This window comes from Streptomyces sp. CGMCC 4.7035 (genome assembly GCF_031583065.1).
Classification (GTDB): domain Bacteria; phylum Actinomycetota; class Actinomycetes; order Streptomycetales; family Streptomycetaceae; genus Streptomyces; species Streptomyces yaanensis.
In genome coordinates this window covers 7,535,402-7,558,080 of sequence record NZ_CP134053.1, presented here as the reverse complement: position 1 = coordinate 7,558,080, position 22,679 = coordinate 7,535,402, and the positions used below count along the sequence as shown (strand labels likewise).

Sequence of the window (22,679 nt, the reverse complement as noted above, 5' to 3'; positions counted from 1 at the left end):
GGCCGGCTGGGCGGCTAGAGGAAGCGGCCCTTGTGGAACAGCAGCGGAGGCTCCTCGCCGTCGCCGGTCCCGAGGGCCTGCACTCGGCCCACCACGATCAGATGGTCACCGCCCGTGTGCACGGCGTGGATCGCGCAGTCGATCCACGCCGTGGCGCCGGTGAGGCGCGGGGAGCCGGAGAAGGGCGCCGGTTCGTGGCCGACGCCGGCGAACTTGTCCCCGCCGCTCACCGCGAAGCCGCGGCACAACCCGCCCTGGTCGGCCGCCAGCACGTTCACGCAGAACACGCCCGCGCGGGCGATCCGCGGCCAGGTCGTCGATGTCCGGCCGACCATGAAGACGACCAGCGGAGGGTCGAGGGAGAGGGACGAGAACGACTGGCAGGCGAAGCCGGCGGGTCCCGCCTCGCCGTCCGCGGCGGGCGCTGTGATCACGGTGACGCCGGTGGCGAAGTTCCCCAGGACGCGCCGGAACTCGCCCGAGTCGACCGGCGCCCGCTCGTCGGCCCCGACGGCCCGCAGCTCGGGCCGCGGCAGCGCTTCGACGGGCCCCGCGACCGTGCGCGTCCCGACCGACCTGAGATAACGGACGGCGGTGGCCGCCATCCCCGCGTGTCCCATCACATCGTCCATTGAAACTGACGGATCGTCAGAAGTGAAGCCCCGCGCAGCCTCGCAAGGAATCCAAGTGAAGCCCGCGAGGGGCCCTGGTGCAGCTCTCAAGGGAACCCACCTGAAGCTCGCAAGGGACCCAAGCGAAGCCTCGAAACGGGTGTCAGCGGCCCCGATAGCGGGGCTCCCGCCGCTCCACGAAGCTCGCCACGCCCTCGTTGGCGTCCGCCGTGGTCATGTTGATCTCCTGGGCGGCGGCCTCGGCGGCGAAGGCGGTGGCGCGGTCGGTGTCCAGGGAGGCGTTGACCAGCTGCTTGGTCAGCGCGAGAGCGCGGGTGGGGCCGGCGGCGAGACGCTCGGCCCAGTCGCGGGCGGCCTTCTCCAGACCGTCCGCCGGTACGACCCGGTTCACCAGGCCGAGGCGCTCCGCGTCCGGTGCCGTCAGCGCGTCGCCGAAGAACATCAGCTCCTTGGCGCGCTGCGGCCCGATCAGCCGGGGCAGCAGATACGCTCCGCCGCCGTCCGGGACCAGGCCACGGCGTACGAAGACCTCGATGAACCGGGCGGATTCCGCGGCGAGCACGAGGTCGCAGGCGAGGGCGAGGTGCGCGCCGAGGCCGGCGGCGGTGCCGTTCACAGCGGCGATCACCGGTTTCTCGCAGTCGAGGACGGCGGCGATCAGGCGCTGGGCGCCCCGGCGGATGGTCCGGGCGACATCGCCGGGGATCCGGTCACCGGCGGCCGCCCCGCCGCGCAGGTCCGCGCCCGCGCAGAAACCGCGTCCCGCGCCCGTGAGGACCACGGCTCGCACGTCCGGGTCGGCAGAGGCGTCGAGAAATTTCCGGATGAGGTGTTCGCGCAGGTCAGGAGTGATGGAGTTGAGGGATTCGGGGCGGTTGAGGGTGAGCCACGAGACGTGATTGTCAGTGGCGTGAAGTACCAATGACTGGACGGGATCTACGGAGTCTTCGGGGGAGGACGTCATGATGTTCCGTTTCTTGAGCGGGCCGATCCGGTTGCTGAGCGGGCTGATCCGGTTGCTGAGCGGGCCGATCCGGTTGCCGAGTCAGGTGATTCGCCTGTTCCGGACGTCAGCGGCACACCACCAGCGCGTCCAGCGCCACGGCTCCCTGCCCCCTGGGCAGCACCATCAACGGGTTGATGTCCAACTCCGCGATCTCGTCCCCGAGCTCCAGGGCCATGCGCTCGACGCGGAGCACGACCTCGACGAGCGCGTCGAGGTCGGCCGGAGGGCGCCCGCGCACCCCGGCCAGCAGGGCCCGCCCGCGCAGTTCGGAGAGCATGGCCCGCGCCTGCTCCTCACCGAAGGGCGGCACGCGCACGGCCGTGTCCCGCAGCACCTCGACGAGCACACCGCCGAGCCCGACCGTGACCGTGGGCCCGAAGAGCCGGTCGTGCGAGACCCCGACGACCATCTCGACGCCCTGCTCGACCATCTGGCACACGAGGACTCCGTCGAGCTTGATCCCTTCGTAGCGCGCGATGTCGGTCAGCTCCCGGTAGGCGTCCCTGACCTGGCTGGCGGAGGTCAGCCCGATCTTCACCAGCCCCAGTTCGGTCTTGTGGGCGATCTGCGCGCCGGACGCCTTCATCACCACCGGGTAGCCGACGAGTCCCGCCGCGCGCACGGCCGCCGCCGCGCTGGTCACCAACTGCTCGCGCGGCACACGGATGCCGTACGCCCGCAGCAGCTGCTTGGCCGCGTGCTCGCTCAGCTGCTGTCCGCGCCGCATCAGCGCCTGCGCCTTGCGGAAGGACGGCGAGGGGGTGCGGGGCGCCTCGTCGAAGGGGGAGCGGTAGCCGCGGACGAAGCGCTGGTGGTCGAGGTGGGCGCGGACGGCCGTGAGACAGTTCGCGACGGTGCGGAAGGTGGCCACGCGCGAGGACCCGAGCAGCGTGTCGCGGTAGGCGGCCTCGGTGCCGACCGGCGACCCCCACACCACGCACACCAGCTTGTCCGTGTGCTCCGCCGCGTCCACGAGATCCTGGACGAGTTTGTCGCTCAGTGGCGGGAAGGGCCCGGTGATGGGGCAGATGAGCACGCCCACCTCCGGGTCGTCGAGGATCGCGTCGATGATCTTCCGCCCGCGCCAGTCGCCCACCGGGTGCCCGCCGTTGTCGACGGGATTGGCCACGTTCAGGTAGTCGGGTATCCACTGGTGCAGCTCGGCCTGCTTGGCCTCGGACAGCACCGGCAGACGGAGCCCCGCCTCGGTCGCCAGATCCGCGACGTGCGCGCCCGTGCCGCCCGAGATCGAATAGACGACGACGCCGTCGGCGCGCGGGGTGCGGGCCCGGGCCAACAGGGCTGCGGTGTCCTGGAGTTCGTCGAGACCGTCGACGCGAATGACCCCGTACTGCCGCATCGCGGCGTCGACCACGTCGTCCGCGCCGGTCAGCTTGCCGGTGTGTGAGGCGGCGGTGCGGGCGCCGGTCTCGGTGCGGCCGACCTTGACCGCGACGACCGGCACACCGTTCCGGGCGGCCCGGTCGGCGGCGAGCAAGAAGGAGCGGCCGTCCTTCAGGCCCTCGATGTAGCAGGCGATGGCACCGATGTCGGGTTGCTCGGCGAAGTAGGAGATGAAGTCGGCGGTCTCCAGGTCGGCCTCGTTGCCGGTGGGAGCCCAGTGGGAGAGCCGTACGCCCAGCTCCTGAAGGGCGAACACGGGCCGCCCCTGGTGCCCGGACTGGGTGATCAGCGCGATGGCCGGCCCGTCCAGGTCGTCCCGGAACCGCTCGAAGGCGTTGAGGTTGGTGTTGGGCCCGAGCAGCCGTGTCCCGGCCCGCTCCATGGCGGCGGCCAGCCGGGCCTGGGCGGCGGAGCCCTCCTCACCGGTCTCGGCGAAACCGGAGGCGAAGACGACGGCGAACTTCACCTTGGCCGCGCCGAGTTCCTCGATGAGGGGAAGAGGATCGGAGACGAGCAGTACGGCGAGATCGACCTGTTCGGGCAGGTCGGCGAGGGAAGGGGAGCAGGGGATGCCGAAGACGGACTGACGGGTGGGGTGCACCGGGTGCAGCCGGGCGCCGACCCGTTCGGCCCAGGCGAGCAGCTGCCTGGTGATGCCGGTGCCCGGCCGCCCCTCGGCGTCGGACGCACCGACGACGGCGACGGACTCGGGCCGGAAGAACCGGTCCAGGTCGGGCACGTCGGCGTACAGCGGCCGCCCGCTGACGTCGAGGTCGCCGACGTCGGCGGGCCGGCCGTGCACCACGGGTGAGGGTTGCTCGCCGCAGGCGATGACCCGGGCCCGGCGGGAGTCGGTGGTGAGGGTGCCGTGGGTTGATCCAAGCATCGGTCCGCCCGCTCCTGTGTGACAACTTCAACAACTGACGCAGTGTCAGATTACTGAACTGACGCACTGTCAGGAACTGGTCTGCACGCAAAAAGCCCAGGCTCCACCGGCCGGGGCACGCTCAGAGCGTCGGCAGCACCTCCTTCGCCACCCGCTCCCCCGACCGCACCGCCCCGTCCATGTACCCCGTCCAGTACGTGGAGGTCTCCGTACCGGCCCAGTGAATCCCCTCCACAGGCGCCCGCAGCGCCGCTCCGTACTGCGTCAGCACGCCCGGCGGCGCGTACGCGACCGGTCCGCCGCGCGAGAAGCCCTCGTTGTCCCAGCGTTGCAGAAGGAAGGAGGTGGGTGACTTCGCCTTGTCGCCGAAGTACGTGGCGTAGTCCTTGAGGACGGCGGCCCTGACCTGGTCGGCGGACGCCCCGTCCAGCGCCCGCATCTGGTCGGCCTCGATGAAGCCCATCAGCGCGCCATAGGAGGCGTCGGGCGGCGAGTTGTCGAAGGTGGAGCGCACCGTGCCGGAGTCGCTCACGACCTGCCCGTTGAGTCCGTCGGCCCGCCAGAAGGGCGTGTCGTAGATCGCGATCGCCTTGCCGATCGACCCCATCGGCAGCCGCTGGCCGAGCTGATCGCGGGCGGCCGGCAGCAGCGGGTCGTAGGTGATGCGCGCGGCCAACGGCGGCGGCACGGCGACGACCACGCGCCGGGCGTTGACGGTCAGTCCGTCGGCGGTCACCACGTACTGGCTGCCGGACTTGGCGATGGAGCGGACCGGCGCGTTGAGCACCACACGGTCGCCGAGGGTGGCGGCGAGTTTGATCGGCACCTGCTGGGAGCCGCCGACGAAGCGGGACTCCTGGGCGCCGCCGGCGGTATCGGTCAGCCGTTCCAGCGTGCCGGGGTGGGATTCGTCGCCGGCGGCGGCGATGTAGAAGAGCACGTAGAGAAGGGAGAGTTCGCGGGGCTCGGCCGAGAAGATCGATGTGCAGGCCACGTCGAGGAGGAACTTGGCGGAGGGGATGACGGCGTTGGCGCGCAGCCAGGTCTCGAAGGTCTGCCGGTCCCATTCCTCGGCCTTCGCGGCGGTCCAGGGCGCGTCGACCGGCACCTGCTTGGCCATGCCGTCGAGTTCCGCCTGGACGGCGGCGGCGTTGGCGAGTCCGGCCACGTCGATGGGCGGCACCGAGCCGAGGAGGCCGTCGGTGGCGTAGGGGGTCTTCTTGCCGTCCTTGTAGAGGAGGTTGTTGCCGGTGTTATAGGTGGTGAAGGTCGCGACGCCCAGGGAGTCGGCGAGGGCCTTGATGCGGTTCTGGGTGGGGCCGATGAACTCGCCGCCGCCCTCGGTGACGCCGCCGTTCGCGAGCTTCAGGTTGACGACGCGGCCGCCGACGCGGTCGCGGGCCTCCAGGACGACCACGGACGCGCCGCCCGCCACGAGATCGCGGGCCGCCGTGAGCCCGGCGAGCCCGCCGCCGACGATCGCGACGTCGGCCGAGCGGGTGGCGGCGGATGCCGTACCCGCCGCGAGTCCCGTCAAGGTCACGGCGCCGGCGGCGCCGCCGAGCAGGGAGCGCCGGGAGAGGGTCTGTCTTTCACGTGCCACGTTCGTCCTCCGTCGTAGGCGAGAAGTCGGTACGAGAGGTGCGGTGGAGCAGAAAAGGGCCCGGGCGGTGGCCGAGAAAAGTTGAGCAGTGCTCACATTCTGCGCCCAAGTGGCGGCGCAGGTGTACCACTTGGAGGACTTGCGTCCCATGAGTCACGCCGAGGATCGCGCAAGTTCCGAGCGCCCGCCGAGCCGCCGGACCTCCGTGACCTCACGCATCGCCGGACGGGACGAACCGCACGGCGGTCCTGACCTAGCCGTGCACCAGCGCCCCGACGCCACCGACGGCGCCCTAGCGGGCCTGATCCCCGCACGCCGAGAGCACGCACCTGACGCCGCAGGGCCCGCCCTCCGGGCGGACGACGGGAGTTTGACGACAGGACCTAGATCCGCGCCGCGCGCGTGCCTTTCGCGCGGCGCGCCACCGCCTTCGCGATCTTCTGCGCGTCGATAGCCATCTCGCGGAACATGCCGCTGATCGGGTTGGTGAAGCCGGTGAAGTACAGGCCGGGGGCGGTGCGCGGCGAGCGGGCGCCGTGGACGACCGGCTTGCCGCGGGCGTCGAGGACGCCGAGGTGGCCGACGAGGCCCTCCAGGGCGCGGACGTACCCGGTCGCGGCGATCACGGCCTCGGGCTCGATCCGGCTGCCGTCGGCGAGGGCGACCTTGCCGCCCTCGAATCCGTCGACGGCCGCCACGATCTCGACCCGCCCCTTGCGCACGGCGTCGATCAGCCCGACGTCCAGCACGGGAACGGAGCCCTCGTTGACGCGGGAGTAGAGCCCGGTGTCGGGCCGGGGCAGCCCGTGCGCGGACAGGTCCGGCACGCTGACCTTGGCCATGGGCCGGGCCAGCCGGTCGACGAGCCGCACCGGCAGCCGTCGTACAAGGATCGAGGTGGACTGGGCCGCCCACCCGGCGGTGGACCGGCGCACGATATGGGGCGCGGTGCGCACCGACAGCCGCACGCGCGAGGCCCCGCCCTCGACGAGGTCGACGGCGATCTCGGCGCCGGTGTTGCCGACGCCGACGACGAGGACGTCGCGGCCGGCGTAGGGCTTCGCGTTGCGGTACTCGCCGGCGTGCAGGAACTCGCCGGCGTAGGAGTCGCGGCCGGGCCAGTCGGGCACGCGCGGGGTGTGGTTGTAGCCGGTGGCGACGACGACCGCGCTGCCGGTCAGCTCGCGGCCGCCGGTGGCGTGCAGCAGCCAGCCGTTCCCGTCCGGGGCGGGATCGATGCGCGAGACCTCGACACCGGTGACGATCTCCAACTGGTGGTGCTCGACGTACTTCTCCAGATAGCGCACCACGTTGTCGCGCGAGACCCACCGCCCGAACCGCCGCGGCATCGGCAGCCCGGGCAGGGCCGACAGCCGCCGCGTGGTGTGCAGACGCAGACGGTCGTAGTGGCGCCGCCAGGACGCCCCGACGCGGTCGGACTTCTCCAGCACGACGGCACGTAGGCCCTGGGCGCGCAGCGCGTACGCGGCGGCGAGCCCGCCCGGGCCGCCGCCGACGACGTACACCGGTCGGTTCTCGTGGGACGGCACCACGGAACGCGGTGAAGCAGCAGTCGAGTCGGCCATGGCGCGAGCGTATTCACGCGTTTCGTTGATGGGTCTCGGTCAAGACCGGAATCGGTTGCGAATTGATCACGGCTGTAGGAGGAGTGGGTGGGTCCAGCGGCGTAGACGGGCTCGTTGTGGGGGCTCGGTGGACGGGGTTCGTCGCGCGTACGGGCAGACGTAGGAGCGGGGCGAGGACGGCCCGAGCTGCACCCGTCGGAGCGCTCCAGCCCCGGCGGGGTGGATGGCAGCGGCCACCCACCCCGTGGACGGCTTCGCGTCCCGGCCCAGGTCAGCGCCGTCGACGGCGAGTACCGGCGGGGAACGTGAGGAAGACCAGACCCACGGCGAGCACGGCCAGCCCGCACCAGGACGCGAACGGCAGGCGCTCGCTCAGGACCACGACACCCAGTACCGCCGCGACCGCGGGCTCGGCCAGGGTCAGTGTCGTGGCCACCTGCGCGGCGGTGTGCCGCAGGCCGTGACCGAAGAGCCGGTAGGCGAGGAAGGTCGTGACCACCGCGAGGTGCACCACCACCGCCGCCCCGCGAAAGGTGACGAGCCAACGCGTGTCACCGCACAGCAGCACGGGCAGAACGAGCAGCGAGGCTCCCCCGAACATCACGCCCATCACCGCGTCGGAGGGGTGCCCTCGTTCGATGAGCTTGCCGCCGATGAGTGAGTAGGCGGCGTAGGACAGGCCGGCGAGGGCGGCCAGCGCCACGCCGGCGATGTCCCTGCGTGCGGCGCCGCCGGTGAGCCCGGGCCCCAGCACCAGAAGGGCGCAGCCGAGGACCGCCGCCACGGTGGCGCAGAGCCGGCGGGCGGTCGGCCGGGCCTGCCGGGTGAGCCAGGCCGGCAGGCCGGTGAAAACGGGCGCGCTGCCGAGCGCGATCACGGTGGCCACAGCCACCCCCGTGCGCGCCACGGCCGGGTAGAAAGCGACCGGATATCCGGCCACGGCCAGTGCGCCCAGGGCGAGCAGCCACCGTTCGCGGCGCGTGCACCTCCGGTGCAGCGAGCGGCTGCCTCGTGCGGACAGGAACAGGAGCAAGCCGCCGAGGGCCAGGCCGGCGGCGCCGATGGCCGCCGCCGGCGCTCCGGCGGGAGCAAGGGAGCCGGCGGTCCCGGTGGTGCCCCACAGCACCGCGGCGGCAAGGATGGGAACCGGTCCGCTGAGGGGACTGGCGTGGCGGAGCCCCGGCCTTGTCGGGGCCGCGCCGGTCAGAGCAGGTGAAGAGGTGTCGTTCGGCACAGTCGTGAACTTCCGTCGTCGAATACCGCTTGCGATGTGCGATCTGGATTCGAAACGGGCGCACGACACAGACCCCTGGCAGCCTCGAAGGGCCGGCCGGGGGCGCGGATCAAGCCGTCAGAGGGTGCGCCCGGTCAGGCGCAGAGCGGCGGCAGAACGACGTGCCAGTAGGAATTCACGGGTCGATGCTACGTGCCTGCCGTGCGACGCCGGAGGCCTCCGGGGAGACGTGCGTCACCAGCGCGAACGCATTTCCACGCGGTGTGCCGTCCCGCGAAGAACAAGGCATGTGACGGGACTCCTCGACGCGTGCGTCTTGCGGGGCCGCCACCGATGCGCTGAACTGACGTACCGTCAGATTTCTTCTGCGGCAGGAGAGCCCATGGACACGATCTGGCTCAGCGGTGCCGAATGGCTGGCCGTGCTCCGCATCGGGCTCGGGCTGTGGTGGCTGGAGAGCTGGCGGCACAAGGACAAGAAGGGCTGGTTCGAGCGGGGGACCGGGATCGCGTGGGCCGCGGACGTGGCGGCCAAGCACCGCTGGACGGCGGTGCGGTCCGGCTTCGACGTCGTGGTCGCGCCCAGGCCGAAGACGATGGCGTACGTGGTCGTCTACGCGGAACTGGCCCTGGGACTCGGACTGGTCGCGGGCTTCCTGACCCCCATCGCGCTGGTCGGCGGCCTGCTCCTCAACGTCCTCTACTTCACCCTCATGATCCACGACTGGGCGGAGCAGGGGCAGAACTCGATGATGGCGCTGATCTCGGTGGTGGGGCTGTTCGGGATGTCGGGGCAGACGTGGTCGCTGGACAGCGCGCTGGGGTGGTTCCGGTGAGCGGGGCACCGGGATCCCGGCCCCGCTTCGACGTCCCCGACGTGGACGCCTTCACCCGTAGGTACTGGGACGCGGCGGCCGAGGGACGGCTGCTGGTGCGCCGCTGCGGGGGGTGCGGGCGCGCCCACCACTACCCCCGGGAGTTCTGCCCGTACTGCTGGAGCGAGGACGTCACCTGGGAGCCCGCGAGCGGCCGGGCGACCCTCTACACCTGGTCCGTCGTCCACCGCAACGACCTGCCGCCCTTCGGGGAGCGGGCGCCGTACGTCGCCGCCGTGGTCGATCTGGCGGAGGGGCCGCGGATGATGACCGAGGTGGTGGAGTGCGCGGAGCCCGATCTGCGGGTGGGAATGGGGCTGGAGGTGGCGTTCCGGGAGGCGGATGGTGTGACGGTGCCGGTGTTCCGGCCGCAGCGGTGAGGGCGAAGGGGACGGAGACCCTTGTGCTCCGAGGCCGGGAAATGAAGGGGCGGGGAACGGGCGTACGGGCTTCAATGGCCTGATGGCCGACGTCAAGAAGAACTCCACAGCGCTCCCGAACCCCTTCCCCGAACTGCACGGTCACGGCCTGCGGTTGTGCTCCTGGGACGCCGAGTCCGAGGGCCACGTCGAAGCGTGGCTGCGGGGACTGACCGACCCTGACTTCCGGCGGTGGAACACGCCGCTGAAGATCGTGCACGACCGGGAGGACGCGCTGGAGTCGCTGCGGTCGAAGGCGGCGCGTGCGGCGGACGGGACGGGCGCGTCGTTCCGGATCACGGACGCGGCGAGCGGTACGACGCTGGGGCACATAGGCATCAACGAGATCGACCACGCCCTCAGTTGCGCACGCGTCGGCTACTGGGTCCTGCCCGAGGCCCGCGGCCACCGGGTCGCCACCCGCGCCCTCGCCGTCGCCGCCCGCTGGGCCCTGACCGACCTGGGCCTGCACCGCCTGGAACTGGGCCACGCCCTCGGCCACGACGCGTCCTGCCAAGTTGCGGAGCGCTGCGGATTCCCGTACGAGGGGACGTTGCGCGGGGCGATGTGGGAGGCGGGGCGGCAGGACGCGTTCCGGGACGTGCATCTGCACGCGCGGATCGCGAGCGATCCGGAGCCGTCGGTATCGGAGTAGGGGTGCGGGTAGGGACGCAGGTGGGTGGGCCCGGGATCAGGGCCACAGCAGGTGCCTGGTCCAGCCCTCTTCCGTGCGGCGGTAGGTGAGCCGTACGTGTTGGCGCCTGGCGTCTCCCTGGAAGAACTCCACTTCCTCCGGGCTGAGGCGGTACAGCGTCCAGGACGGGACCGGGGCGTCCGGCTCGCGCTGCGCCCGCTCCCAGGCCGCGTCAGAGGCCCGCGCCAACTCCTCCGTGGAACTGAGCACTTCGCTCTGCCGGCCCGTGAGCGCCGCCGCCAGCGCGCCGGTCGAGCGGGCGTGCAGGTCCGCCTGCCCCTCCGTCGCCGGAGCGGCCGTGACCGGGCCGCGCACGCGGATCTGGCGGCCCTGGGCGGACCAGTAGAAGCAGAGGGCCGCATACGGCCGGGCCGCGAGCTGTCTGCCCTTGCGGCTGCCCGCGTGCGTCGCGAACGACCAGCCGTCCGCGTCCGCGCCGTGCAGCATCACGATGCGGACGTCCGGCGTGCCGTCCGCGTCCGCCGTCGCCAGCGACATCGTGTGGGGCTCAGGCTGCCCGGCCGCCACCGCCTCCGCGAACCACTCCGCGAACAGCGCGAGCGGCTCCGCGGGTGCCGCCGCGGGGTCGAAGACGGGTAGTTCGGTCGTCTCGGGGTCCCACACCCGCAGGGACCTGAGCAGCTCGTGAAGATCCGTTGCCATGTCCCGAGTATCACCCCCGGGTCTCACCCGCCTCAGGCGACTGTGTACGCGGCATCCCCGAAATCGGCGACCACCCTGAGTTCTCCCCCCAGAGCCTGTACGTAGGCGCGCAAGGTGGCGACCTCCGTGCGGTCGATCTCGCCGTGCTCGATTGCCGAGATCCGTGGTGCTGAGACGCCCATCGAATCCGCGATGTGACGCTGGGTGAGATCCTGCTCCCGTCGGATCTCTGCCAGTTTGTAGGCCCTCACCTCGGCGAGAAGGCGGTCCATGTCGGCCCGCTTCTTCTCCGGTGCCCGCACCGGCAGGCCGGCGGCCCGTCGCTGCTCATCGGCTCGCCGCTTGACTTCGTCCCAGCTGACGGTGCTCATTCGTACTCCCTGGTGTCCAGCTCGGCGACGTGCTCCCGCTAGCGCTTCTCGGCGATCGGGGCCATGCCGCGGAAGTTAATGCAAGCGTTAACCTGCGGGTCGTCGATCAAGCCCGATTCATCCGAACGAGGAGTCGGCGCAGCGCTCACCCCCGCCCCAGCACCACCGTCCCCGACGAGCAGAACCAGCCCCCCGTCCCGGAAGCCACGGCCAGCTCCGGCAGCCGCCCGCCGGTCTTCAGGACCTGCCGTTCACCGGCCTCGCCCCGTAGCTGCCGTACCGCCTCCACCAGCAGGAACAGCCCCCGCATCCCCGGATGCTGCGCCGAGAGACCGCCCCCGTCCGTGTTCACCGGCAGCTCCCCGCCCCGCACCAGCAGCCGTCCCTTCTCCACGAACGCCCCGCCCTCGCCCTTTCCGCAGAAGCCGAGGTCCTCCAGCGTCACCAGGGTCATGTAGGTGAAGGCGTCGTAGATCTCCGCGAAGTCGATCTCCTCCGGGCGCACCCCGGCCCGTTCGAAGGCGAGGCGGCCGCTCACCGCCGCCGGGGACACCGTGAAGTCGGGCCATTCGGACATCGTCGTGTGCGAGACGTGTTCTCCGGTGCCGAGGACCCACACCGGTGCCGTGCGGCAGTCCCGCACCAGATCCTCCGCCGCCAGCAGTACCGCCGCCCCGCCGTCGGACCTTATGCAGCAGTGCAGTTTGGTGAAGGGGTCCGCGATCACCGGGCCGGACAGGACGTCGTCGACCGTGACCGGGTCGCGGAACATCGCCTCCGGGTTCGCCGCCGCGTTCGCCCGCGCCTGCACCGCCACCTCGGCCAGCTGCTCGATCGTCGTGCCGTACTCGTGCATGTGGCGGCGCGCCGCCATCGCGTACTTGGCGATCAGTGTGTGGCCGTACGGGACCTCGAACTGGAGCGGGCCCCGCGCCCCGAAGGACAGGTTGCCCGTGCGCCGGCCCGCCTTGATGTCCGCGCGGGCCGTCGAGCCGTAGACCAGGAGCACCGCCCGCGCGTGGCCCGCCGCGATCGCGTCGGCCGCGTGGGCCGCCATGACCTCCCAGGTGGAGCCGCCGACGGAGGTCGAGTCGACCCAGGTGGGCCGCAGCCCGAGGTACTCCGCGACCTCCACCGGCGCCAGCGTGCCGAGGCCCGCCGACGCGAAGCCGTCGATCACCGAGCGGTCCAGGCCCGAGTCGGCCAGGGCGCGGCGGGCGGCCTGGGCGTGCAGGGCGTACGGCGTCGCCTCGTCGACCCGCCCGCAATCGGACAGCGATACGCCGACGACAGCGACCTTCCGACCGGTCACAGCACTCCTCATAAATCTGACGGTACATCAGATTCGTGGGTGTTGGGCCTGTGCATGCGCGGGCCCCCGCTCTAACATGACGGACCGTCAGATGGAGAAGGGACCCCGCCCATGGATGCCCGCTTCACCGCCGAACAGGACGAGATCCGCCGTACGGTGCGGGAGGCGCTGGCCAAGCGCTGCGGCCCGGAGGACGTCCGGGCCGCCGTCCGGACCGCTGCCGGACACGACCCCGCCCTGTGGACCACCCTCGCCGAACAGCTCGGTCTGCCCGGGCTCGCCCTCCCCGAGGCCTACGGCGGCGTCGGCTGCACAATCACCGAACTCGCCCTTGCCTGCGAGGAGGTGGGGCGTTCCCTCGCCCCCTCTCCCTTGCTGTCCACGGCTGTCCTCGCCGCGCCCCTGTTGCTCACCCTCGGCACCGACGCCCAGCGCGCCGAACTGCTGCCCCGCATCGCCTCAGGCGAGCTGACCGCCACCCTCGCCGTGCCGGGCACGGCCCTCGCCACCGCCCTCGCGCTCGTCGGGGACAACCAGGGCGACTGGGCGGGCGGCGGGCGTGCCGGCGGTATGCAGGCGCGGCGGGCGGGCGGTACCTGGCGGCTGTACGGGGAGGCGGCGCAGGTGCTCGACGGGCACAGCGCAGGGCTGCTGATCGTGGCCGCGCACGCCGGGGGGTTCGCCCGGTCGCGGACCTTGCTGTTCCTCGTACGGGAGGGCGGAGTGCGGACACGGCAGACCGCCATCGACGAGACGCGGTCCTGTGCTCGTGTCCAACTACGGGATGTGGACGCGGAGTTGCTCGGGGGAGACGAGTGGGTCGGGACGACCGAAGCGCTCGCCGCCGTCGGGGACCGGGCCGCCGCCGTTCTCGCCTGCGAGGCCGTGGGGGCCGCCGGCCGGGCGCTGGAGCGGACCGTCGAGTACGTCAAGCAGCGGGAGCAGTTCGGGCGGGCGATCGGGTCCTTCCAGGCCGTGAAGCACCGGCTGGCCGACGTGTACGTGCGGGTGCAGGCGGCGCGTTCGGCGGCGTACTACGCGGCCTGGGCCACCGGTCAAGGAGAGGAGAAGGCCGGTGGGCTCGCCCTCGCCCAGGCATTGGAGGCCCTGCGGACCGCCGCGGCCGAGGGCATTCAGTTGCACGGCGGCATCGGGTTCACCTGGGAGCACGAGGCGCATCTGTACTTCAAGCGCGCGGCCGGTGACGAGGCGCTGTTCGGGCCGGTGCACCGCCTGCGGGCGCACGCGGCCGACATGGCAGGACTCTTCGAGCAGAGGGAGGTGGCGGTCTGATGGCCGTGGGAGTGCGGATCGTGCAGAAGGTGTCCTCCACGCGGGCCTTCGCGAAGGTCGCGCCGCACGTCGTGCCCGCGCTGGACCGGGTCGTGCACCGGCTGACCCGAGGGAAGGTCCTGCTCAGCGCACAGATGCTGCCGGGCGTGATCCTCACGGCCACCGGCGCGAAGAGCGGACTGCCACGGCGTACGCCCCTGGCGTGCATGCCGGAGGAGAGCGGTAGCTGGATCCTCATCGGGTCCAACTTCGGGCGGACCGGCCACCCCGCCTGGACCGCCAACCTCCTCGTGCACCCGGACGCCGAGGTCAGCTGGAAGGGCGAGGACATCCCGGTCACGGCCCATCTGCTGGAGGGGGAGGAGCGGGCGGCGGCCTGGAAGGCGGTGCTGGCGTTCTGGCCGCCGTACGCGACGTATCAGGCGCGGGTGGAGCGGGAGATCCGGCTGTTCCGGATCGTGCGGCGCTGAGCGTGGGGCGTGCGGGGCTGGACGTGGGGCGTGCGGGGCTGAGCGTGGGGCGTGCGGCGCTGAGCGTGGGGCGTGCGGGGCTGGGCGTGGGTCGTGCGGCGTTGAGCGTGGGCCGTGCGGGGCTGGGCGTGGGTCTGCGCCGTTGAGCCCGGGCGGTACGGCGCCGAGCCCGGGCCGTACGGCGCCGAGCGCGGGTCGTCGTACGGCGCTGAGCCCGCGTCCTACGGCGTTGAGCCCGCGGCGTATGGCGCTGAGCACCGTCCTGAGGCCGAGAGCGTCGCCACGTGCTCTCAGAGTGTCGCCAGACGCTCCGCCAGCAGGAACGCGCCGATTCCGAGCATCGCGGCCCCGCTCGTCCGGGTGACCGCGCGGGCCGCGGCCGGGCGCGCGGTCAGAACGGCCCGGGCCAGGACGCCGACGGTCAGGTAGACGGCCGCGCAGCACGCCATGTGTGCCAGGCCGAGCGTGGCCGTCTGCGCCGCCACCGGCAGGTGTGTGCCCTTGGTGACCAGGAACTGCGGCAGCACGGAAAGGTAGAGCAGCAGACCCTTGGGATTCAGGCCGCTGATGGCGGCGCCGCGCAGGAAGACACGGACTGGGGGCGCATGGGCGGGTTCCCCGGCCGCCGCCCCCGGAGTGGCGGGGCGGCGCAGCACCCCCCACCCCAGCCACACCAGATATCCGGCCCCCACCACCGTCAAAGCCGTCAGCAGCCGGGGCGACCCCGCCACCAGGACCGCGAGCCCCGTCACCGCCACCGCCGTATGCACCGCGTACCCGGCGATCAGGCCCGCCACCGCCGGTACCACCGACCGCCCCCGCAGGCCCGCCGCGATGGCGTACGCCCAGTCGGCGCCCGGTACGCACACCAGCAGCAGGTCCACCGCGAGGAAAGATGTCATCACTCCCGTATCCACGATGGGGACATTAGGCGCGATTGACGCGAAAGTGTTTCCGAAGTTTGCCCTCGATCGCCGCTTCTGAGGGAAGATCTGCCTCATGGACTCCGTGGACCGCAAGATTCTTGCCGAACTCCAGCAGGATGGGCGGCTGACCGTGACCGAACTGGCCGCACGGGTGCGACTGAGCGTCTCGCCGTGCCACCGGCGGCTGCGCGAGCTGGAGCGGACCGGTGCGATCCGCGGCTACCGGGCCGTCGTGGACCCGGCCGCCGTCGGGCTGAACTTCGAGGCGCTGGTCTTCGTCTCGATGCGTCAGGAGGACCGGGACACCGTCGCCGAGTTCGAGCGGGCGCTCGGCGAGGTGGAGCACGTCCTGGAGGCACAGCGGCTCTTCGGCGACCCCGACTATCTGCTGCGGATCGCCACCGCCGACCTCGCCGCCTTCCAGCGGCTCTACGACGAGCGCCTGGCCACCCTGCCGGGCGTGCAGCGGCTGACGTCGACGCTGGTGATGAAGCACGTGGTGGAGGGCCGGCCGCTGCCCAGCACCCGGGCGTGACACCGGCGAGTGCGCGGACATGAGCAGCGGGCGGTGGTCCACCGGAGTGGACCACCGCCCGCATGACAGGACTTGGGCCGGAGCAGCCGAGCCGACAGGACTGGGCGCGCCTGAACGGTTACCGCGCGCGTACCGCTGCGGGTATGTCCGCGCGCACCTCGCGTACTACTTCGTCGGCTTCTTCCCGGTAACACCCAAATGCACCAACAGCGCAAGATTTGGCTTGAGTTCGGCCTGTTTGACGCCCCAGGTCTGGAAGCCCTTCTGGTGGGAGGCAACGGACGCGAGCATCGCCACGAGCGAACCGGCCACGGCCGCCGGGTTCACGTCCTTGTCCACCCTGCCCTTGGACTGGAGTTCGGTGATCGAGTCGACCAGGGAGTTGTTCACCGAGTTGAGGATCTTCATGCGGATCTTGTAGAAGCGCTTGTCGCCCTCGGCCGCGCCCAGGTCGACGACCCGCAGGATCGCGTCGTGCTTGCGCCAGAACTCCAGGAAACCGTCGACGAGTTCCTGTGCGGTCTGCCAGCCCGCCTTGCCGACCCATGAGCGCCCCTCCAGCAACCGGGTCAACCCGGCCCCGTCGGCGGCCATTTGCTCGGCGATCTCCAGGACGGCGCCTTCGACGTCCGGGAAGTACTGGTAAAAGGTCGCGGGCGAGGTCCCTGCCTTGCGGGCGACGTCGATGACTTTGACGTCCCGATACGGCGACGAGCTGAGCATCTCGCTGAGGCAGTCGAGCAGCTTCTGCCGGGTCGCCTGCCCGCGCCGACCGGCCACGCGGCCGTCGACGGTACGTACTTGTCCTGTCATGCCGTCAGCTTACCGAGGGGTGATCGGAGCGCGATTCGGCCGACTGCAAATGGGGAGTGGGGAGGTGCTCGGGGGCTTCCGGGGCCTGTGAGAAGGGAGTATTCCCGCGCGCGCCCGGCCTAAGAGGCCGTTAGATTGGGCGGCATGGCCGAAAAGCGCCATCGTCCATTACGCGCCTCCGCGATGCTTCCCCCGGCCTCGGCGACGCGCTCTTCGGCCTCGGTGCGGTCGCCGACTTCGATGCCGTCCGCGACTTCGGCGCCGTCGCCGACTTAGGTTCCGTCTCCGGTTCGGGGCCGCCCCGTTCCCCGAACCTCTGCCCGGCCCGGAGGCCGCGCCCCTCGTCGCTCTTCCCGGTCCGGAGGCCGCGCGGTTCCCGGACTTCTGCCCGGCCTGGAGGGCCTGCTGCCTCGTCCCTCTTCCCGGCCCGGGGGTCGCGCCGCTCCCGGGCCTTCTGCCCGGCCTTGCGGCGCCTGCTCTCTTGTCCCTCTTCCCGGCCCTGCTCTGCCGCCCCCTTTTCCCTCGTGGACGGGAAGACGGCGCTCGGCGCGGGCGGCCGGCCGAGGGGGCGTGTACAGGTACCGCCGTTCGAGACCTCGTACGGACGGGTGGCGATCGGCACCGATCATCAGGTGGTGCCCCGCACACTGAGGCAGAGGTGACGCGGCACTGCGGGGCCGCAAGGGCGGCACTTCGGGGGTGCGTCGGGCGTTTCACCATGCGGGCGCCCGCTTCCCGAGGGGCGGTCCGGCATGGTTTTGTCCTGAGACACCCCGTTCCGCCCCCGGGTTCGCAACCAGTGGCCGGGACAGGAAGAATCAGGGTGCGTGCCGCCATGGCGGTGCGGTGGTGAGACGCTGCACGGGGTCGCGTACACAAGGCGTACGACGTGACCCGTACGGGGAGGTGGCAGGCAAGTGGTGGATCAGCTGACGCAGCACGATCCGCGGCGTATCGGGCCGTTCGAGGTGCTGGGACGGCTGGGTGCCGGCGGCATGGGGCTGGTCTATCTCGCGCGCTCGGCGTCCGGCCGGCGCGTGGCGATCAAGACGGTGCGCACGGAGCTCGCCGAGGACCAGTTGTTCCGGGTGCGCTTCACGCGTGAGGTCGAGGCCGCGCGGGCGGTGTCCGGCTTCTACACGGCGGCCGTGGTCGATGCCGATCCGCGGGCGGCCGTGCCGTGGCTCGCCACCGCGTACGTACCCGCGCCCTCCCTCGAAGAGATAGTGACCGAGTGCGGGCCGCTGCCGGCCCAGGCGGTGCGCTGGCTCGCGGCGGGCGTGGCCGAGGCGCTCCAGTCCATCCACGGGGCCGGGCTGGTCCACCGGGACCTGAAGCCCTCGAACGTGCTCGTCGTCGAGGACGGCCCGCGGGTGATCGACTTCGGTATCGCCTCCGGCGTATCGAACACGCGCCTGACGATGACGAACGTCGCCGTCGGTACGCCCGCCTACATGTCCCCCGAGCAGGCGAAGGACTCGCGCAGCGTGACCGGCGCGAGCGACGTCTTCTCGCTCGGCTCGATGCTCGTCTTCGCGGCCACCGGACATCCCCCCTTCCACGGCGCCAACCCCGTCGAGACCGTCTTCATGCTGCTGCGCGAGGGCCCGGACCTGACCGGGCTCCCGGACGAGCTGCGGCCGCTGATCGAGTCCTGCATGCAGATGGAGGCGACGGGCCGGCCCAATCCGGCCGACCTCCAGGCCCAGCTGGCGCCGCACCTCTTCGGCTCCGGCTCCGACGACAGCGGTACGGCGTCGGCGTGGCTGCCCGAGAAGGCCGTCGGCCTGATCGAGGCGCGGCGCGGCGGGCGTCCGCCGACGAACCAGTCCTCCGCCGGGAACCGCAGCGGCGGTGGCGGACGGCCCGCGCTGCCCCCTCCGCCGTCGTACGACCCCGCGCCCCCTGTGCCGTCGCGCGAGCCCGTGCCGGTCGGCGCGCCGGACTCCGGGCCGGTGCGCCTCGCGGGTGCGTCCGTGCCGATCGGGCCCGGACCGCGTGTCGCCGACGCCCGGGCCGCCGCGGTGAAGGCGCCTCCCCCGGAGGCGGGCCTCGCCGCGTCCTGGTCCCGGCCGAGCCCCGGGGTCAACGGCGCGGCCGGAGTCGTGCCCACGGTCGCACCGCCGGCCGCACCCCCGGAGACGGCCTCCGGCTGGCGTCCGTGGCGCTTCCGCATGTCGAACGACGTCTGGGGTACGCCGTCGGTCGCCGACGACCTCGTCTACGTCACCTCCTTCGAGGTGCACGCCCTGGACGTGGCGACCGGCCGCCGGCGCTTCAAGACGCGGGATGTGGCCTGGTCGATGGCGGTCGCGGACGGCCGTATCCACGCCTCCGACGGTCCGACGCTGTTCGCCCTGGACGCCCGCGAGGGCGCGGACCTGTGGCGGCTGTCCACGGACGGTTGGGTCTACTCCCTCAAGGCCGACCGCGGCACGGTCGTCACCGGCACCCGTGGCGGCGGCGTCCAGGCCTGGGAGGCGTCCACCGGCCAGAAGCTGTGGGAGATCACCGGAGCGCAGACCGACTTCGAGGCGCCGGAGGCCGGACCGCTGGTCCAGGACGGCACGGCCTACGTGTGGAAGGACGGCCGGCTGCGGGCCCTGGAGGCGCGTACGGGCGAGGAGCGCTGGTCGTACCCCATCGGGGACGCGGCGTCCTGCGGCGGCGTGCCCGTGCGCCTGACCCAGGCGCCGGACGGCTACGTCTACGTCTCGGCCGGCACCCGGGTCCTGGCCATCGAGGTGTCGACCGGCATGGTGCGCTGGCACTTCGAGGCGCCGGCGGTGTTCCTGTGCCCGCCCACCTTCGTACCGGGTCCGGCGGTGACGGGTGGTGGCATCTATCTCGCCGACTATCTGGGCACGGTGTACGCCCTCGACGCGGCGGACGGCCGCGACCGCTGGCGCATCGCGACGGAGGCGCGGGCCGCGATCGAGCCGGTGCTGGTGGCCGCGGGCCATGTGCACGTCGGCAGCGGCAAGGGCCTCTACACCCTGGACGCGGTCACGGGCACCCCGAAGTGGCGCTTCCAGGCGGGCGGCGACATCGTGGGCTCCCCGGCGGTGGCGGAGGGCCGTATCCACTTCGGCTCCACGGACCACCTGCTGTACACGCTGAAGGCCGACGACGGCCGACTGCGCTGGAAGCTGGCGACCGGCGGCGAGATCACCGGCGCGCCGGTGGTGAAGGACGGCGTGGTGTACGCGTGCAGCAAGGACCGCTGCGTGTACGCACTGGACGCGGAGAAGGGGACGGGGACGGCACGGACGGCGTGACGCCGGCACGCGCATCGAGGGGGACGGCCGTCGTACCGGACCGCACGGAAGGGGCTCTTGACGGCGGCCGTCCCCCATGACGCTACGCCGGGTACGCGAGTCGTGCCACACGGTGGCGACTTGGGCGACGCGTGAGGGCGCGACAACACGGCCACGGCGAGGCGGATCCGCGGGCTCACGCCTCGTGCCGGCTCCTCGTGCCGACACCTGCCGCCGATTCCTCGTGCCTGCTCGTCCTGTCGCCTCCTCCTGCCGACTCCGCCTGCCGGTCGGGAGCTACCGCACCCGGAACCCTTTCGTCCGCCTCCCGGCGAACAGCTCCGCCTGCCGCTCCGTCGGCAGGTTCCCGAGCTTGATGAGTGACGGCGCCTGCGCGAAGGCCTGCGCACGCGCCGCCTCCTTCGCCGCCCACAGGGCCCGTACGGTGCCCTGCACACCCTCCGGGGGGTAGGAGGCGATGACGGCGGCACAGCTCACCGCCGCTTCCAACGCGCCGCCGGGGGCGGTGAGTTCGGAGACCAGCCCGATCTCGTGGGCCCGCCGTGCGGAGATCCGCTCGGCGGTCCCCATGAGCGCCATTCGCGCCGCCTCTCCGTACGGCATCCGGTGCGCCAGGTAGACGGACTCGTACGCGCTGACCATCCCGTAGGTGGTGTGGGGGTCGAAGAAGGTCGCGGTCGTGTCGGCGACGATGAACTCGCTCTCGCCGAGCAGATAGAACGCCCCGCCGCAGGTCATGCCGCACACGGCGGCGATCACCGGTTTCCACAGGTCGTTCGCCTTCGGGCCGATCCTGATCAGCGGATCGTCCACCATGAACGGCGAGGTGGGCTGGGGCACTTCGGCGTCGCGGTCGAGGCCCGTGCAGAAGGCCCGCTCGCCCGCGCCGGTGAGGACGACGGCCCGTACGGAGTCTTCGAACCGCAACTCGCGCCAGATCCTGGCTAGTTCGTCGGCCGTCCCCAGATCGATGGCGTTGAGCTTCTCCGGCCGGTCTAGGGTGACGACCGCGACCCCGGTCTCCTTGTCGGCGGTGATCCGCAGCCCCTCGCTCACGGCCGCTCCAGAACCCACCGGGGCAGCCCGTCCCCGTCGAAGGCGACCTGCACCTTGGCGCCGATGCGGATCCGTTCGGGCGGCGATGAGTTCAAAGGCGCCTCGGGGCCGCTCACGAGATTCCCGACGAGCCGGATGCGCGGTGCCTCGGCCAGCTCCACCACGATCACGTTGTACGGCACCTGCGCCGCGTACGCCGGAAGCAACGGCGGATGCGGGACGACGTACGACCAGATCCGCCCCTTCCCGCTCACCCGCCGCCACTCGCTCGTGAACGACTGGCAGTGCGGGCAGCAGGGGCGCGGCGGGAAGCGCGGCTCGCCGCACTCGGCGCAGGCCTGGACGCGCAGTTCGCCCCGGGCGGCGTACTCCCAGAAGGGCGCCCCGTCCTCGTCGTGGACGGGGGAGAGGAGGGCGTCGGTCACGGTTCAGCTCCTCAGGGCAAAGGTGGCGGACATGGCTCAGCTCCTCAGGAGAAGGGCGGAGGTCGGGACCCCCTCACCGGCGGTGACCAGACAGGTGGCGGCACCCGGCACCTGGGCGGTACTGGTGCCGCGCAACTGCTTCACGCCCTCGTTGATGAGGTTGAACCCGTGGACGTACGCCTCGGACAGTCCGCCGCCCCCGGTGTTGATCGGCAACCGCCCGCCGATTTCGAGGGCGCCCCCCTCGGTGAACGCCCCGCCCTCGCCCCTGCCGCAGAAGCCGTACCCCTCCAGGGAGAGCGGTATCAGCGGCGTGAACGCGTCGTAGATCTGGGCGACGTCGACGTCGTCCGGGGTGAGGTCGGCGTGCTTCCACAGGTGCCGGGCGGCCGTCCAGGCGGGGCCGGTGAGCGGGTCGTCGTTCCAGTAGTTGACCATGCCGTGGTGCTGGGAGGGCAGGCCCTGCGCGGCGGAGTGGACGTACACGGGCCGGTGCCGGCAGTCGCGGGCGCGCTCGGCGGAGACGATCACGCAGGCCAGGGCGCCGTCCGTCTCCAGGCAGTTGTCGAAGAGGCACAGCGGCTCACTGATCCACCGGGAGGTCATATACATGTCCCTGGTGAGGGGCCGCTCGTACATCATGGCGGCGGGATTCTGATTGGCCCGGTTGCGGCAGGCGAGGGCGACGTTGAACAGATGGTCCCGGGTCGCCCCGTACTCGTACATGTAGCGGCGGGCGAGCATCCCGATCTCGTCGACCGGCCTGAGGAGCCCGAAGGGCCGGGTCCACTGGGCGGGGGTGGGCAGTTGGGCGGCCGTGTTCCTCCACGGCCGGGGCCCGCTGCCGCGCTTGCGTGACCGCCAGGCGACGCCGACGGTCGCCTGCCCGGTGGTGACGGCGGCCGCGAGGTGCGCGACGGTGGCACAGGAACCGCCGCCCCCGTACCCGACCTTGCTGAAGAAGGTGAGGTCACCGAGCCCGACCGCCTTGGCGACCTCGACCTCGTCGGTCTCCTCCATGGTGTACGAGGCGAGCGCGTCGACCTCGCCGGGCGCGATCCCGGCGTCGTCGAGCGCGGCGAGGACGGCGCGACAGGCCAACGCCTTCTCGGACTCGGGGAGCTGCCGGGCGAAGGCGGTCTGTCCGATACCGACGATGGCGGTGGCGTCCTTGAGTCCGGCCATGGAGCACCTCCGCA

General features: G+C 71.9%; 21 protein-coding genes. 7 read left to right on the top strand and 14 right to left on the bottom strand.

Translation table 11 applies throughout. The features are described 5' to 3' along the window. Positions 1 to 14 precede the first annotated feature (14 nt). The 6 genes from Q2K21_RS33210 to Q2K21_RS33185 form a co-directional block, all read right to left on the bottom strand. Positions 15 to 620 carry a flavin reductase family protein gene (locus Q2K21_RS33210; RefSeq protein WP_310778987.1) on the bottom strand — a complete coding sequence of 202 codons (606 nt, stop codon included), beginning with the start codon at positions 618 to 620 and terminating at the stop codon, positions 15 to 17. A gap of 154 nt (positions 621 to 774) precedes the next feature. Then, positions 775 to 1,596, bottom strand: coding sequence for an enoyl-CoA hydratase/isomerase family protein (locus tag Q2K21_RS33205; protein WP_310778983.1), 822 nt, complete (start codon positions 1,594 to 1,596; stop codon positions 775 to 777). A gap of 106 nt (positions 1,597 to 1,702) precedes the next feature. Beyond that, the gene (locus Q2K21_RS33200) at positions 1,703 to 3,928 is read right to left on the bottom strand and encodes an acetate--CoA ligase family protein (protein ID WP_310778980.1); all 2,226 of its coding nucleotides are present in this window, start codon (positions 3,926 to 3,928) and stop codon (positions 1,703 to 1,705) included. A gap of 121 nt (positions 3,929 to 4,049) precedes the next feature. Further along, positions 4,050 to 5,531, bottom strand: a complete 1,482-nt coding sequence (locus tag Q2K21_RS33195; RefSeq protein WP_310778976.1) for a flavin monoamine oxidase family protein — start codon at positions 5,529 to 5,531, stop codon at positions 4,050 to 4,052. Positions 5,532 to 5,914: 383 nt separating this feature from the next. After that, positions 5,915 to 7,117, bottom strand: coding sequence for a flavin-containing monooxygenase (locus tag Q2K21_RS33190; protein ID WP_310778973.1), 1,203 nt, complete (start codon positions 7,115 to 7,117; stop codon positions 5,915 to 5,917). Between the two features lie 271 nt (positions 7,118 to 7,388). Beyond that, positions 7,389 to 8,351, bottom strand: a complete 963-nt coding sequence (locus Q2K21_RS33185; RefSeq protein WP_310778967.1) for a DMT family transporter — start codon at positions 8,349 to 8,351, stop codon at positions 7,389 to 7,391. Positions 8,352 to 8,733: 382 nt separating this feature from the next. Here Q2K21_RS33185 and Q2K21_RS33180 point away from each other — a divergent pair, with 382 nt between their 5' ends. The 3 genes from Q2K21_RS33180 to Q2K21_RS33170 all read left to right on the top strand — a co-directional run bounded on the left by Q2K21_RS33180 (position 8,734) and on the right by Q2K21_RS33170 (position 10,299). Beyond that, positions 8,734 to 9,186: a DoxX family protein gene (locus tag Q2K21_RS33180; RefSeq protein ID WP_310778964.1), complete on the top strand. Its 453-nt coding sequence runs from the start codon at positions 8,734 to 8,736 to the stop codon at positions 9,184 to 9,186. Continuing rightward, complete coding sequence (locus Q2K21_RS33175) at positions 9,183 to 9,605, top strand: Zn-ribbon domain-containing OB-fold protein (protein WP_310778961.1); 423 nt, start codon at positions 9,183 to 9,185, stop codon at positions 9,603 to 9,605. Before Q2K21_RS33180 ends, Q2K21_RS33175 begins: the two co-directional genes overlap by 4 nt. Before the next feature lie 82 nt (positions 9,606 to 9,687). After that, entirely contained in the window at positions 9,688 to 10,299 is a 612-nt protein-coding gene (locus Q2K21_RS33170) for a GNAT family N-acetyltransferase (RefSeq protein ID WP_310778958.1), read from the top strand. Between the two features lie 36 nt (positions 10,300 to 10,335). Here the strand turns inward: Q2K21_RS33170 and Q2K21_RS33165 are convergent, their stop codons facing one another. From Q2K21_RS33165 to Q2K21_RS33155, 3 genes are all read right to left on the bottom strand, one after another. Continuing rightward, entirely contained in the window at positions 10,336 to 11,001 is a 666-nt protein-coding gene (locus Q2K21_RS33165; RefSeq protein WP_310778955.1) for a pyridoxine/pyridoxamine 5'-phosphate oxidase, read from the bottom strand. A 32-nt stretch (positions 11,002 to 11,033) separates the two neighbouring features. Further along, positions 11,034 to 11,372, bottom strand: coding sequence for an XRE family transcriptional regulator (locus Q2K21_RS33160; protein ID WP_310778953.1), 339 nt, complete (start codon positions 11,370 to 11,372; stop codon positions 11,034 to 11,036). 145 nt (positions 11,373 to 11,517) lie between these two features. After that, a complete protein-coding gene (locus Q2K21_RS33155) occupies positions 11,518 to 12,696 on the bottom strand; it encodes a thiolase C-terminal domain-containing protein (protein ID WP_386275901.1) in 1,179 nt (392 codons plus the stop codon). A gap of 99 nt (positions 12,697 to 12,795) precedes the next feature. Between Q2K21_RS33155 and Q2K21_RS33150 the strand changes: the two genes are divergently transcribed. Next, positions 12,796 to 13,977 carry an acyl-CoA dehydrogenase family protein gene (locus tag Q2K21_RS33150; RefSeq protein ID WP_310778946.1) on the top strand — a complete coding sequence of 394 codons (1,182 nt, stop codon included), beginning with the start codon at positions 12,796 to 12,798 and terminating at the stop codon, positions 13,975 to 13,977. Next, positions 13,977 to 14,447 carry a nitroreductase family deazaflavin-dependent oxidoreductase gene (locus Q2K21_RS33145; protein WP_310778943.1) on the top strand — a complete coding sequence of 157 codons (471 nt, stop codon included), beginning with the start codon at positions 13,977 to 13,979 and terminating at the stop codon, positions 14,445 to 14,447. Before Q2K21_RS33150 ends, Q2K21_RS33145 begins: the two co-directional genes overlap by 1 nt. 290 nt (positions 14,448 to 14,737) lie before the next feature. Here the strand turns inward: Q2K21_RS33145 and Q2K21_RS33140 are convergent, their stop codons facing one another. Continuing rightward, the gene (locus Q2K21_RS33140) at positions 14,738 to 15,349 is read right to left on the bottom strand and encodes a LysE family translocator (protein ID WP_386275900.1); all 612 of its coding nucleotides are present in this window, start codon (positions 15,347 to 15,349) and stop codon (positions 14,738 to 14,740) included. A 97-nt stretch (positions 15,350 to 15,446) separates the two neighbouring features. On the opposite strand from Q2K21_RS33140, the gene Q2K21_RS33135 reads away from it, so the two are divergent. Further along, the gene (locus Q2K21_RS33135; RefSeq protein WP_310778938.1) at positions 15,447 to 15,908 is read left to right on the top strand and encodes an Lrp/AsnC family transcriptional regulator; all 462 of its coding nucleotides are present in this window, start codon (positions 15,447 to 15,449) and stop codon (positions 15,906 to 15,908) included. Positions 15,909 to 16,073: 165 nt separating this feature from the next. Here Q2K21_RS33135 and Q2K21_RS33130 read toward each other — a convergent pair whose 3' ends face one another. Then, positions 16,074 to 16,721, bottom strand: a complete 648-nt coding sequence (locus Q2K21_RS33130) for a TetR family transcriptional regulator (protein ID WP_310778935.1) — start codon at positions 16,719 to 16,721, stop codon at positions 16,074 to 16,076. Positions 16,722 to 17,638: 917 nt separating this feature from the next. Between Q2K21_RS33130 and Q2K21_RS33125 the strand changes: the two genes are divergently transcribed. Then, positions 17,639 to 19,999: a serine/threonine-protein kinase gene (locus tag Q2K21_RS33125; protein ID WP_310778932.1), complete on the top strand. Its 2,361-nt coding sequence runs from the start codon at positions 17,639 to 17,641 to the stop codon at positions 19,997 to 19,999. A gap of 276 nt (positions 20,000 to 20,275) precedes the next feature. Here Q2K21_RS33125 and Q2K21_RS33120 read toward each other — a convergent pair whose 3' ends face one another. From Q2K21_RS33120 to Q2K21_RS33110, 3 genes are read right to left on the bottom strand one after another with little or no spacing between them, the layout of a single operon-like run. Next, complete coding sequence (locus Q2K21_RS33120) at positions 20,276 to 21,055, bottom strand: enoyl-CoA hydratase/isomerase family protein (protein ID WP_310778929.1); 780 nt, start codon at positions 21,053 to 21,055, stop codon at positions 20,276 to 20,278. Beyond that, the gene (locus Q2K21_RS33115) at positions 21,052 to 21,480 is read right to left on the bottom strand and encodes a Zn-ribbon domain-containing OB-fold protein (RefSeq protein WP_310778926.1); all 429 of its coding nucleotides are present in this window, start codon (positions 21,478 to 21,480) and stop codon (positions 21,052 to 21,054) included. Before Q2K21_RS33115 ends, Q2K21_RS33120 begins: the two co-directional genes overlap by 4 nt. A 36-nt stretch (positions 21,481 to 21,516) precedes the next feature. Next, positions 21,517 to 22,665 (bottom strand): lipid-transfer protein, encoded by a 1,149-nt coding sequence (locus Q2K21_RS33110; protein WP_310778923.1) that lies wholly within the window; start codon positions 22,663 to 22,665, stop codon positions 21,517 to 21,519. Positions 22,666 to 22,679: the final 14 nt, after the last annotated feature.